We start from the raw sequence: 13,215 nt of genomic DNA on the forward strand, positions 1-13,215 counted from the left end.
AAACAGGTGTAGTCTCTTGTTAAAACGTGACCGCCAAAGTCTCTTTCATAAGGAACCGAAGTTCCCCACGAGCTCCGCCGCCCACGTTTCTCTTTCTCTATATTCAATTGTCAAAAAACCGACGAACTCACCGTCCGTCAAACCGTTCCCACAAAGCCCAGAACTCTCGTTCCGAACCCCTCAATCAGCACCAAGCCAATCAGGAAACTCTAGAGCGAAGGTCGTCGTCGCCAGCAGCGCCGCCGCCCTCGTCAGTGATCGGGCTTATAGACCCCCATTCTCACAGACGTCAACAGGGATTTTCATGGGCCCGACATAAATCTCACAACACATTGACAATAAACGATATTTCTATCCACAGGCAGCAGCAGCCACTTTCCGCCCGCTTAAACGGGCGGAAATCCTTCGGCACGGGATGAATTAACCGGCCTTGGCCTCGTCGTTCCCGCGCAACAGACGGATCAGCGCCGAAAAATCCTCGCCGCCGTGGCCGAGTTTCTCGAACATCGAATAGAGCTGCGCGGCCTGCGCACCCATCGGCGTCGTCGCACCGGCTGCGGAAGCGGCCTGCTGCGACAGCTTCAGGTCCTTCAGCATCAGACTTGCGGCAAAGCCCGGCTTATACTCGTTGTTGGCGGGCGAGGTCGGAACCGGCCCCGGCACCGGGCAATAGGTCGTCAGCGACCAGCACTGGCCGGACGACGTAGAAGCCACGTCAAACAGTGCCTGGTGCGACAGGCCGAGACGCTCGGCCAGCACGAAAGCTTCGCAGACGCCGGCCATGGAAATGCCGAGGATCATGTTGTTGCAGATCTTCGCCGCCTGACCGGCGCCCCCTCCTCCGCAATGAACGATTTTCTTGCCCATGGCGTCGAGCAGCGGCTTGCCGCGCGAAAAAGCCTCGTCGCTGCCGCCGACCATGAAGGTCAAGGTGCCAGCCGCAGCACCACCGGTGCCACCGGAAACCGGTGCGTCGAGCGAGGGGCAGCCGATCTTTTCGGCGAGCATATGAGCTTTCCGGGCGCTATCGACGTCTATCGTCGAACTGTCGATCAGGAGCGTGCCCGGATCGACGAAGCCGAGAAGTTCATCCCAGACGTAGAGGACATGGGCGCCGGCCGGCAGCATGGTGATGACGCATTCAGCACCGCGCACCGCATGTGCTATCGAGCCGGCGACGGAAACGCCGGTCTTCGCCGCGGCGTTGCGCGAAGCCTCAGACAGGTCGAAGCCTGTGACCGCGTGTCCCGCCTTCACCAGATTGGCGGCCATCGGACCGCCCATATTGCCGAGCCCGATAAAGGCGATCTTCGTCATGTCATTCCTCCTCGCATTGAAACTCGGTCAAAACCGAACTGCGCCCCATCCTCAGGCGCTAGAACAGTGGCGGGTGATCTTTGCGCGCAAATCGCGCGAGCCTATCGGGCGTCACGTCGGCAAGTCCAACCGACCATTTCGGATTGCGGTCCTTGTCGATCACAGCGGCACGCACGCCCTCGTAGAAATCGGGATTGGCGAGCATGCCGAGCGTCGCGGAGTATTCGCGCTCAAGGCATTCGTTCAGCGAAGCACTGCGGCGGCCGGCGCGCAGGAGATCGAGCGTCAGCTTCATGCTGAGCGCGGAACGGGAGTTCAAGAGCGCGAGCGTCTCCCTGGCAAAATCGGAACCATCGGCTTCGAGCGCCGCGAGGATCTCTTCGATCGTATCGAAGGCAAAGCAACGGTCAATCAGGGCAAGATGGCCTTGAAGCGGCGTTGCCGGAGCTTCCGAAGCATGCTTGGCAATCACGCCGTCGACATCCGCGCTGCCCGCGCTCGGCGCAAGTGCGGCGAGATCAGCGATCAAGGCTTCCAGCTTGTCCGCAGCGACAAAACTGTCCGCGAGCCGCGCAAGGATCGCGTCGGCAGCAACGATGTCCCGGCCGGTGAGACCGAGATAGGTGCCGAATTCACCGGGCGCCTTCGGCAAAAGCCAGGTGGCCCCGACATCCGGGAAGTAACCGATGCCGGTTTCGGGCATTGCAAGCCTGGTTCGCTCGGTAACGATCCTGTGGCTGCCGTGGGCGGAGATTCCGACGCCACCGCCCATGACGATGCCGTCCATGATGGCAATATAGGGCTTACGGTGGCCGGAGATGCGGCTGTTGACGACGAACTCCTCGCGCCAGAACTGGGCGCCCTCCTCCGGGCGCTCGCGGCCGCTCTCATAGATCATTCGGATATCACCGCCGGCGCAAAGCCCGCGCTCGCCCTCGCCGGTGACAAGCACGGCAGCGACCGCCGGATCGTTCTCGAATTCGGTCAGGGCCGCCGCGATTAACCGGATCATCGGCACGTTGAGGCTGTTCAGCGCGCGCGTGCGGTTCAACCGGATCCGGCCGACCGCGCCCTGGCGCTCGACGATCACTTCCGGTGCTGGCGTCTGCATTTCCATAAGCGGTCTTTCCCGTTTCTGGCCTATTTCCGGCCGATAAGCGAACGCGCCACGATGAGGCGCATGATCTCGTTGGTGCCTTCCAGGATCTGGTGCACCCGAAGGTCCCTGACAATCTTCTCGACGCCATAGTCGGCGAGATAGCCATAGCCACCATGAAGCTGCAGCGCGTCGTTGGCGACGGCGAAGCAGCGGTCGGTGACGAAGCGCTTGGCCATGGCGCAGAGCTTCGTCGCTTCCGGGTCGCCCGCATCGAGCGCCGAAGCGGCACGCCAAAGGAAAGTGCGGGCGATTTCGAGATCGGTCGCCATGTCGGCGAGACGGAACTGTAGCGCCTGGAATTCGCCGATCGCCTTGCCAAAGGCGCGCCGCTCCTGAACGTAGGCCAGCGCCCTTTCGAAGGCCGATTGAGCACCGCCGAGCGACGCGGCGGCGATGTTCAAGCGACCGCCATCGAGCCCGCCCATGGCGATCTTGAAGCCGTCGCCTTCGCCGCCGAGGCGATTTTCAGCGGGTACGCGCACGCCGTCGAGCATGACGGCGCGGGTCGGCTGCACGTGCCAGCCCATCTTCTTCTCGTTGGCGCCGAAGGTCAGGCCCGGCGCATCCTTCTCGACGATGAAGGTCGAGATCCCCTTGGGGCCGTCTTCGCCCGTGCGCGCCATGATCACATAGAGGCCGGATTCACCGGCGCCGGAGATGAACTGTTTCTGGCCGGTCAGCACGTAGCTGTCGCCGTCCTTGACCGCCTTTGTCTTCAGCGCCGCCGCATCCGAACCGGAACCGGGCTCGGTCAGGCAGTAGCTCGCGAGCACGTCCATGATCAAAAGCTTGGGCAGCAGCCGCTGGCGCTGCTCGTTGGTGCCATAACGGTCGATCATGCCGGCGCACATATTGTGGATCGACATGAAGGAGGCGACGGCGGGGCAGCCGGTCGCCAACGCCTCGATGATGATCGCAGCGTCTAGCCGGGTCAGGCCCGTGCCGCCGACATCGTCACGGACGTAGATGCCGGCCATGCCGAGTGCGGCGGCGCCGCGCAACGTGTCGACCGGAAAATGCTTCTGCTGATCCCAGTCGATCGCGTGAGGGGCAATCTCGTCGCGGGCGAAATCGAGCGCCATCTGACGAATGGCCTCCTGTTCCTCCGACAGGCGAAAATCCATATGCATGTCCTCCCTGACCGCATAGTCGAGCAATTAGGGCCTAGTTACACCAAACCTCCGGCAGGCCCATATGCAACTTCTCACAGGGTCTGTTCAAAAATGAACAGACAAGCCCAATCAGTTCTCACTTAGACGATACGGCAGAGCGCCGCGTAAGTCATGATCCACAATCAGGCGACGCTTCAATGGCGGTACGGCGCGGCTGGCGCATTTCGTGCGCTCGCAGATGCGACAGGAAATGCCGATCGGATCGAAGGCGGCGCGGTTGCCGAGATCCATGTCGTCGGCATAGACGAAAGCATCGGCGTAGGAGATCTCGCAGCCGAGTGCGAGCGCATAACGCGGCTGCGCGGCGCGAAAACCGCCGCCACCCTTGGTGATCTGGGTGGCGAGACAGAGGTAGCGCACGCCGTCAGGCGTTTCGGCGAGTTGCCGGATGATCCTGCCCGGAGTCTCGAAGGCCTGGTGCACGTTCCAGAGCGGACAGGCGGCACCGAAGCGGGCGAATTGCAGCTTCGCGGCGCTATGGCGCTTGGTGATGTTGCCGGCACGGTCAATGCGGGCAAAGAAGATCGGAATGCCCTTCTGCCCCGGCCGCTGCAGGGTCGAAAGGCGGTGACAGACCTGCTCCAATGAGGCGCCGAAACGGGCGGCGAGCAGCTCGATATCGTGCCGCAAGTCGCGGGCGGCCTTTGAGAACGCCTGATAGGGCAAGATGAGCGCACCGGCGAAATAGTTCTGCAGGCCGATGCGACAGATCTCATAGGCCTCTTCCGTGCGGAAACCGGCGCTGCCGGCCACCCGGTCGATCTCCTCGCGGGCATGAAGCTGGGCGATCTGCAGGGCGATCTGAAAGTCGCGCGTCGCTGGCGGCGCGTAAGGATTGAGCGTCAGGATACGGGCGCGCGGATCGAAGCGTCGGATCGCCTCGTCGCCGGCAGCACCGCGCACGACCCGAACGCCGTGGCGCTGCTCCAGATAACTTGCAAGCGCTGCATGATTGTCGCCTTCGCCGAGCCCGAGTTCGCTCGCCAGCCGCTCCGCGAGTATATCAATCTCGTGGATGTAGTTGTCGACGAAATGGAAGAAGTCGCGCACTTCCTCATAGGGCGTCGTTTCGACGAAGGGACCGCCGCGGCCGATGGTGTCGTCGATGCTCGCAAGCTGTTCGCTTTTGCGGCGGTAGGCCTGGTGGCAGGTGATCAGTGCATGCGCCAGGCCTGGCGCGTTCTGGGCAACGAGCTTCAGCTCCTGCAGGCTCGCCGAATAGGTCTCGAACAGGGGGTCGCTGAGCGCTTCGGAGAGCGCCGAAAGCAGGCGATCGCCCTCCCCGGTCGAAAGCTCGGAGATGTCGATCTGGAATTTTTCGGCGAGCGCCAAAAGCACCGCCGCCGAAACCGGCCGCTGGTTGTTTTCGATCTGGTTGAGATAGCTGGTGGAAATACCGATGCGTTCAGCGAACTGACCTTGCGTCGCCTTGTTCGCTTCCCGCAGTTCCCTGACCTTGCGGCCGATGTAGAGCTTGCCGATCGCCATGTTTGCAACTTTGCAATTTACGTTTCACAAAATACTCTATTTCACATTTGCACATGAAGAGACGTTTTTCCATGCCGTCTTCGACGCTATTGCGAAGCTGGAAGCGCCTCTGCACAATCGTTGAAAAAGCCGGGCATCAAAAAATCGGGAGGGCACCATGCGCGCCATACTAGAACAGGTCGAAGCCCGCAGGGCGGAAGCAAGAGCCGGCGGCGGCCAGCGGCGGATCGACGCCCAGCACGGCAAAGGCAAGCTGACGGCGCGCGAACGCATCGAGGTGCTGCTCGATGAAGGCTCCTTCGAAGAATACGACATGTACGTCACGCACCGCTGCGTCGACTTCGGCATGGAAGGCCAGAAGGTCGCGGGCGACGGCGTCGTCACCGGCTGGGGCACAATCAATGGCCGCCAGGTCTATGTCTTCTCCCAGGACTTTACGGTGCTCGGCGGTTCGCTGTCGGAAACGCATGCGCAGAAGATCTGCAAGATCATGGATATGGCTGTACGCAACGGCGCGCCGGTCATCGGCCTCAACGACTCGGGCGGCGCCCGCATCCAGGAAGGCGTGGCCTCCCTTGCCGGCTATGCCGAGGTCTTCCGCCGCAATGCCGAAGCCTCGGGCGTCATCCCGCAGATTTCGGTCATCATGGGGCCCTGCGCCGGCGGCGCCGTCTATTCGCCGGCCATGACCGACTTCATCTTCATGGTGCGTGACTCGTCCTACATGTTCGTGACCGGGCCCGACGTCGTAAAGACCGTGACCAACGAGATCGTCACGGCCGAAGAACTCGGCGGTGCGGGCACGCACACGAAAAAGTCCTCCGTCGCCGACGCAGCCTACGAGAACGACATCGAAACGCTTGAGCACGTGCGCCTGCTCTTCGATTTCCTGCCGCTCAACAACCGAGAGAAGCCGCCGGTCCGTCCCTTCCACGACGACCCGGCGCGGCTCGAAATGCGTTTGGACAGCCTGATCCCCGATAGCGCCACCAAGCCCTACGACATGAAGGAACTGATCCTTGCGCTCGCCGACGAAGGTGATTTCTTCGAGCTGCAGCAGAGCTTTGCCCGCAACATCATCACCGGCTTCATCCGCATGGAGGGCCAGACAGTCGGCGTCGTCGCCAACCAGCCGATGGTGCTTGCCGGCTGCCTCGATATCGACAGCTCGCGCAAGGCCGCGCGTTTCGTACGCTTCTGCGACGCTTTCTCGATCCCGCTCCTGACGTTGGTCGACGTGCCCGGCTTCCTGCCTGGCACGGCGCAGGAGTATGGCGGCGTCATCAAGCACGGCGCCAAGCTGCTCTTCGCCTATAGCCAAGCGACAGTGCCAATGGTGACGCTGATCACCCGCAAGGCCTATGGGGGCGCCTACGACGTCATGGCCTCCAAGCACATCGGCGCCGACGTCAACTATGCCTGGCCGACCGCCGAGATCGCCGTGATGGGCGCCAAGGGCGCAACCGAGATCCTCTACCGCTCGGAACTCGGCGATGCCGAGAAGATTGCCGCGCGCACCAAAGAATACGAGGAGCGCTTCGCCAATCCGTTCGTCGCCGCCGAGCGTGGCTTCATCGACGAAGTGATCATGCCGCATTCGTCGCGTCGCCGCATCGCTCGTGCCTTCGCATCCTTGCGCAACAAGCAGGTCGATGTCCGCTGGCGCAAGCACGACACGATCCCGCTCTGATGGAGGCGACGATGGAACGGGAGCCGGAACGCGTAATGACACCGGAAGAGGCCCGACGCGACCACTGGCAGATGCTGCGCTACATGACCGTCAACGCGCTGATCGGCGTTGCGATCGGGGCCATAACGGCCGGCGTGCTGATCTGGCTCAATATCGGCGCGGTCGGCACGCACATCATCCGCTCGACGAGCCCGGTGCTCGCAACCCTCATGGTCGTCGTGCCTTTCGCGTTGCTCTTTGGAGGTGCTGCCGCAGCATCCTCGATCGCGCTTCTGCCCTATCGCCGCAAGTTCAAACGCTGACGTGCAGTCCGGATTTGAAAGAGAAACAAGATGTTCAAGAAAATCCTCATCGCCAACCGTGGTGAAATCGCCTGCCGCGTCATAAAGACTGCGAAGAAGCTCGGCATCGCAACGGTCGCGGTCTATTCCGACGCCGATCGCGACGCGATGCATGTGCGCATGGCGGATGAGGCGGTGCATATCGGCCCCTCGCCCTCGGCGCAGTCCTATATCGTCATCGACAAAATTATCGATGCGATCCGCAAGACCGGCGCCGATGCCGTTCATCCGGGCTATGGCTTCCTTTCGGAGAATGCCGCCTTTGCGCAAGCCCTGGAAAAGGAAGGCGTTGCCTTCATCGGCCCTCCGGTTGGAGCCATACAGGCGATGGGCGACAAGATCACCTCGAAGAAGCTCGCGGCCGAAGCGGGTGTCTCCACGGTTCCGGGCCATATGGGTCTGATCGAGGATGCCGACGAGGCGGTTCGGATCGCCGGTTCGATCGGCTATCCCGTCATGATCAAGGCTTCGGCCGGTGGCGGCGGCAAGGGCATGCGCATCGCCTGGAACGACCAGGAGGCACGCGAAGGCTTCCAGTCGTCGAAGAACGAAGCGAAGAACGCCTTTGGCGATGACCGCATCTTCATTGAGAAATTCGTGACCGAGCCACGCCATATCGAAATCCAGGTACTCGGCGACAAACACGGCAATACGCTTTACCTGGGCGAACGCGAATGCTCGATCCAGCGACGCAACCAGAAGGTCATCGAAGAAGCCCCCTCGCCCTTCCTCGACGCCGAGACCCGCAAGGCCATGGGCGAACAGGCGGTCGCGCTCGCCAAGGCCGTCGGCTATCATTCGGCCGGTACCGTCGAGTTCATCGTCGACGGCAAGCGCAATTTCTACTTCCTCGAAATGAACACCCGCCTACAGGTGGAGCATCCGGTGACCGAGCTCATCACCGGGCTCGATCTCGTCGAGCAGATGATCCGTGTTGCGAGCGGCGAAAAACTAGCCTTCGGCCAGGACGACGTAAAGCTCAATGGCTGGGCTATCGAAAGCCGGCTCTATGCGGAAGACCCCTACCGCAATTTCCTGCCGTCGATCGGTCGACTGACGCGCTATCGTCCCCCGGTCGAGGGCAGACGCGAAGATGGCACGGTGACACGCAACGATACCGGCGTCTTCGAGGGCGGCGAGATCTCGATGTATTACGACCCGATGATCGCCAAGCTCTGCACCTGGGGGCCGGATCGCAAGACGGCAGTCGATGCCATGGCCGATGCGCTCGATCAGTTCGAGGTGGAAGGCATCGGTCACAACCTGCCGTTCCTTGCAGCCGTCATGCAGCAGCAGCGGTTCCGAGAGGGCCGGCTGACCACGGCCTATATCGCCGAGGAATTCGCCGACGGCTTCCACGGCGTTGCGGCCGACGAGCAGTCGCTTCGCAAGATCGCAGCCGTCGCCGTATCGATCAATCAGGTGCTGCAGGAGCGCGCCAGCCAGATCTCCGGCACGATCGGCAATCACCGTCGCATCGTCGGTCACGACTGGGTGGTCAGCCTCGGCGATCACAACTTCGCAGTCACCGCTGGCGCGTCTGCCGATGGTGCCTATGTCCGATTTGCCGACGGCGCCTCGGTTACGATCGCCGGTGACTGGGCTCCCGGCCGCACCCTTGCCACCTTCAACATCGACAATGAGCCCTTGAGCGTCAAAGTCGATCGGGTTGGAACCGCCATCCGGCTCCGCTGGCGCGGCATCGACACCATTGCCCACGTCAGAAGCCCGCGGGTTGCGGAGCTGGCGCGGCTGATGCCGAAAAAGGCGCCACCGGACACGTCGCGCATGCTGCTCTGCCCGATGCCGGGTGTCATCACCTCGGTCACGGTCAAGGCCGGCGACACCGTCGAGGCCGGGCAGGCTCTTGCCGTGGTCGAAGCGATGAAGATGGAAAACATTCTGCGCGCCGAAAAGAAGGCCGTGGTCAAGCGCGTGGCGGTCGCCGCCGGCGCCAGCCTCGCGGTCGACGAACTGATCATGGAATTCGAATGATGGCGACGGCTGTCGACGCCATCATCCAGGAGAACATCCGATGACCGAAAAGACCACCAAGGACTGGGAAACGCTCGCCGAGCGTGAACTGAAGGCAGCGCCGGAAAGCCTCACCTGGCAGACGCCCGAGGGCATTGCGGTGAAGCCGCTTTATACGGCCGGCGACCTCGACGGCATCGATCATTTGGATTCGCTGCCGGGCTTCGAGCCTTTCGTGCGTGGTCCGCGCGCGACCATGTATGCCGGGCGTCCCTGGACGATCCGCCAATATGCCGGATTCTCCACGGCCGAAGCTTCGAACGCCTTCTATCGGAAGAATCTCGCGGCCGGACAAAAGGGTCTTTCCGTCGCCTTCGACCTTGCGACCCATCGCGGCTACGACAGCGATCATCCGCGCGTCGAAGGCGATGTCGGCAAGGCAGGGGTTGCGATCGACTCGGTCGAGGACATGAAGATCCTGTTCGACGGCATTCCGCTCGACGAGATGTCGGTCTCCATGACCATGAACGGCGCGGTCATTCCGATCCTCGCCTCCTTCATCGTCGCCGGCGAGGAACAGGGCGTTTCGCGCGACAAGCTCTCGGGGACCATCCAGAACGATATCCTCAAGGAGTTCATGGTCCGCAACACCTACATCTACCCGCCGGAACCCTCGATGCGCATCGTCGCGGATATCATCGAGTATACGGCGAAGGAGATGCCGAAGTTCAATTCGATCTCGATCTCCGGCTACCACATGCAGGAAGCCGGCGCGACGCTGGTGCAGGAGCTTGCCTTCACGCTCGCCGACGGGCGCGAATATGTGCGGGCCGCCCTTGCCAAAGGGCTGAACGTCGACGAGTTCGCCGGGAGGCTTTCGTTCTTCTTCGCCATTGGCATGAATTTCTTTATGGAAGCGGCGAAGCTTCGGGCGGCGCGGCTGCTCTGGACCCGGATCATGAAGGAGTTCGAGCCGAAGAAGCCGTCTTCGCTGATGCTGCGTACCCATTGCCAGACCTCGGGCGTCTCGCTGCAGGAGCAGGATCCCTATAACAACATAATCCGCACCGCTTTCGAGGCGATGTCGGCCGCCCTTGGCGGCACGCAATCGCTGCACACCAACTCCTTCGACGAGGCGATCGCGCTGCCGACGGAGTTTTCAGCGCGCATCGCTCGCAACACGCAACTGATCCTGCAGCACGAGACCGGTGTCACCAAGGTCGTCGATCCGCTTGCCGGTTCCTACTATGTCGAGAGCCTGACCAATGAACTTGCAGAAAAGGCCTGGGCGCTGATCGAAGAGGTCGAGGCGATGGGCGGCATGACCCGTGCGGTCAACGCCGGCCTGCCGAAGCGACTGATCGAAGAGGCCGCGACGCGCCGCCAGGCCTCGGTCGACAAGGGCGAGGAAATCATCGTCGGCGTCAACAAGTACCGGCTCGACAACGAGGAGCCGATCGACATCCTGGAAATCGACAACAGCGCCGTGCGCGCCGCGCAGATCCGTCGCATCGAGGAAACGAAGCGGCGGCGCGACAGCGCAAAGGTGAAAGAGACCCTGGCCGCGGTTTCAAAGGTCGCCTCGACCGGCGAAGGCAACCTCTTGGCGGCCGCCGTCGAAGCGGCGCGGGCGCGTGCGACCGTCGGCGAAATCTCCGATGCGATGCGCGGCGCCTTTGGTGACCATGCCGCAACGCCCAAGGTCGTCAGCAAGATCTATGGCAAGGCCTATGAGGGCGAGCCTGAACTCGAGGTGCTCTCCGGCCGCCTCGACGAGGTTTCGGCAAAACTCGGCCGCAAGCCGAAAATCATGGTCGCCAAGCTCGGCCAGGACGGCCACGACCGCGGCGCCAAGGTGATCGCGTCGGCCTTTGGCGACATCGGCTTCGACGTGCTTGCCGGCCCGTTGTTCCAGACACCGGAGGAGGCGGCCGACATGGCGCTTGCGAGCAAGGTCAATGTCATTGGCGTCTCTTCGCTCGCAGCCGGCCACAAGACGCTGATGCCGCAATTGGCCGAAGCGCTGAAAAAGCGTGGCGGCGAGGATGTCATCGTCATCTGTGGGGGTGTCATCCCTCGCCAGGACTATGACTACCTGATGGAGAACGGCGTGTCGGCGGTCTTCGGCCCTGGCACCAACGTGCTCGATGCGGCACGCGCGGTGCTCGACCTGATCGAGGGCAAGCGCCGCAACATCTGACGCCGGGCGACGCGGAGGACATCCTCTCTCCGTTCGCCCCGAGCGGTTGTCGTAACCGGCCGACGCAACTATGGTGTCGGCATGACGTCGATCGCCGAAGTGTTCGGACCCTTTGCCCTGATGGCGCGCCTTCTCGCCCGCTTCTGGCCGCAGCTCCTGCTGCTCGGTGCCTGCGGCGCCATCGTGCACGATCTCCTGATGCGGGCAGCCGTCTGGATCGGGATGCAGCATCCGCTCGGCGGCATGGTCACGCTCTCCCTCGTCGTGCTGGCGAAGCTCGTCGTCATCGTGCTGATGTTCATGGTCCTTCGCCCGGGCTTGCCGGCGCTCGAAGCGCTCCGGCAGCAGCCGGCAGCGGCGCCTGTCGAGACCAAGGTGCCGAAGGCCGACCGCAGGCTGCTCGCCGTCACCGCCGCCGCCCTCCTGCCGTTCTTTGCCTACTACGCCGCCTGGGGGCTTCTCGGCGATACCGTGCGCGAATATTCGCGGTCAGCACTTGCTGCCGTCGCTTTCGGCGAAAAAGCCAACTTCTTCGATATTCTGGGGTCGCGCGGCGTTCTCGTGTCGATCGCGCTCTGCTGGCTTGTACGCTGGGGCGCAAAACGCATGAGCAAGCTGAGCGAAGCGCCCGTCTGGCGTCTTCTGATTGTAGCCGCAGATGCAAGCTGGATCTTCATCGGTCTCTACGGCCTGTCGGTCTGGAAGGACCAGGTGATCACCTGGCTTGGCGCCGGCAAGCTTCTGAGCATGAACGGCTTCGCCTTCGCCGGCATTGCGCATGCCGCCGAGACCTTCGTGCCGGTGGAATTGAGAAAACCTGACTGGGATAGCCAGGCCACAGGCCTGTTCTTCTATGCGCTCCTTCCGGTCGTCTGGCTGGTCATGGCGGCCATCATCAACGGCTACGAGCTTTCGAGCGCAACATCGCGCACCCGGCCGGCATCGCCAAAGCCGCGCCGCGCCCGCACGCTGCGCAAATGGGTCGCCGATTTTCTCGACCACTTCATCGGCGATTATCGCTCCCGCTATGCGCCGATCTGGACCTGCCTGAAGCTGACGCTCGGCTCGGGGCTGGCGGCACTTTTCGCCTTTATCATCGCCTACAATGCCATTGCCTGGCTCGGCGCCTGGACGTGGTACGCGGCAACACGGACGCTGGACGTGGGAGATCTTGCGAGCTGGCGGCTCGTTTTCGATGCCGTGAGCCTTTTCATCGGCAGCCCCAGCGATCTCAACGGCGGCATCGTGCTCGATGCACTGCGCATCACCCTGCTGGCGGCGATGCTCGAACACGCCGTTTCCCGTCAGGCCGAGAAAGTCGAGATCAACTACGCGTCCACTTGAACACCAGCGTCTCGTCACTGGCGCCGGGAAATTCGATCCGCAGCGAAAGGTCCCGCGCCTCCGCCGGAACGATGAAGCTCTCGGCCATGCGGACGGGGCTGCCGGCCTTGGCATCCGTAAAGGCCAGGACACTGCAGCGCTGACGCTCGGCCACCTCCGGATACATCTCTCGCACGATCGGCTCGGTCAGGGTGACCGGTTCGAAGCGGCGCCCTTTGTCGTCGATCAGTCGAACGCGGCAGGCGCCCTTCGACAAAGCGGCGAGATCGGTCGGCGATGCCTCGAATTCGGTAAGAATGACGCGTGCGTCGTCGGTGCGCGGCAGGCGTCGCATATCCATAAGCTTCCATTGCCCGCCGGCGAAGGCCTGCGCCGCTCCATCCGCAACGACGACTTCCGGGCTACCGCCGGCGAGCCATTGGCTCTCACCAAGGCTTTCCCATGCGCGGGCGACGAAGGCGAGCGGCAGCGCGACGATCAACGCGAGCAGGCAGGTCCAGAAGGTGCGTTTCTCGCTCATGACTACCTCC

The 13,215-nt window shown here is 62.7% G+C and carries 10 protein-coding genes; 5 read left to right on the plus strand and 5 right to left on the minus strand.

Annotation, left to right across the window (positions count from 1 at the left end; genetic code table 11):
- Window positions 1-420: 420 nt before the first annotated feature.
- The 4 genes from mmsB to IB279_RS35285 form a co-directional block, all read right to left on the minus strand.
- On the minus strand, window positions 421-1,317 hold the full coding sequence (mmsB, locus tag IB279_RS35270; protein ID WP_034800108.1) for a 3-hydroxyisobutyrate dehydrogenase: 897 nt from the start codon (window positions 1,315-1,317) through the stop codon (window positions 421-423).
- Between the two features lie 58 nt (window positions 1,318-1,375).
- Complete coding sequence (locus tag IB279_RS35275; RefSeq protein WP_192341103.1) at window positions 1,376-2,434, minus strand: enoyl-CoA hydratase/isomerase family protein; 1,059 nt, start codon at window positions 2,432-2,434, stop codon at window positions 1,376-1,378.
- A 23-nt stretch (window positions 2,435-2,457) separates the two neighbouring features.
- Window positions 2,458-3,600: an isobutyryl-CoA dehydrogenase gene (locus IB279_RS35280; RefSeq protein ID WP_192341105.1), complete on the minus strand. Its 1,143-nt coding sequence runs from the start codon at window positions 3,598-3,600 to the stop codon at window positions 2,458-2,460.
- A gap of 117 nt (window positions 3,601-3,717) precedes the next feature.
- Window positions 3,718-5,136: a short-chain fatty acyl-CoA regulator family protein gene (locus IB279_RS35285; RefSeq protein ID WP_192341107.1), complete on the minus strand. Its 1,419-nt coding sequence runs from the start codon at window positions 5,134-5,136 to the stop codon at window positions 3,718-3,720.
- 157 nt (window positions 5,137-5,293) lie between these two features.
- Here IB279_RS35285 and IB279_RS35290 point away from each other — a divergent pair, with 157 nt between their 5' ends.
- The 5 genes from IB279_RS35290 (at window position 5,294) to IB279_RS35310 (ending at window position 12,685) form a co-directional block, all read left to right on the plus strand.
- Complete coding sequence (locus IB279_RS35290; RefSeq protein ID WP_029742743.1) at window positions 5,294-6,826, plus strand: acyl-CoA carboxylase subunit beta; 1,533 nt, start codon at window positions 5,294-5,296, stop codon at window positions 6,824-6,826.
- Between the two features lie 11 nt (window positions 6,827-6,837).
- A complete protein-coding gene (locus IB279_RS35295; RefSeq protein WP_029742742.1) occupies window positions 6,838-7,128 on the plus strand; it encodes a hypothetical protein in 291 nt (96 codons plus the stop codon).
- 30 nt (window positions 7,129-7,158) lie between these two features.
- On the plus strand, window positions 7,159-9,162 hold the full coding sequence (locus tag IB279_RS35300; protein ID WP_192341109.1) for an acetyl/propionyl/methylcrotonyl-CoA carboxylase subunit alpha: 2,004 nt from the start codon (window positions 7,159-7,161) through the stop codon (window positions 9,160-9,162).
- A gap of 40 nt (window positions 9,163-9,202) precedes the next feature.
- A complete protein-coding gene (gene scpA, locus IB279_RS35305) occupies window positions 9,203-11,341 on the plus strand; it encodes a methylmalonyl-CoA mutase (RefSeq protein WP_060520529.1) in 2,139 nt (712 codons plus the stop codon).
- An 81-nt stretch (window positions 11,342-11,422) separates the two neighbouring features.
- Window positions 11,423-12,685 (plus strand): hypothetical protein, encoded by a 1,263-nt coding sequence (locus IB279_RS35310; RefSeq protein WP_192341111.1) that lies wholly within the window; start codon window positions 11,423-11,425, stop codon window positions 12,683-12,685.
- On the opposite strand, the gene IB279_RS35315 is transcribed toward IB279_RS35310, so the two are convergent.
- On the minus strand, window positions 12,666-13,205 hold the full coding sequence (locus IB279_RS35315; protein WP_060520527.1) for a hypothetical protein: 540 nt from the start codon (window positions 13,203-13,205) through the stop codon (window positions 12,666-12,668). The two genes, IB279_RS35310 and IB279_RS35315, sit on opposite strands and share 20 nt — an antisense overlap.
- Window positions 13,206-13,215 lie beyond the last annotated feature (10 nt).

This window comes from Ensifer sp. ENS06, from assembly GCF_014852205.1.
In the GTDB taxonomy this organism is placed as follows: Bacteria; Pseudomonadota; Alphaproteobacteria; order Rhizobiales; family Rhizobiaceae; genus Ensifer; species Ensifer adhaerens.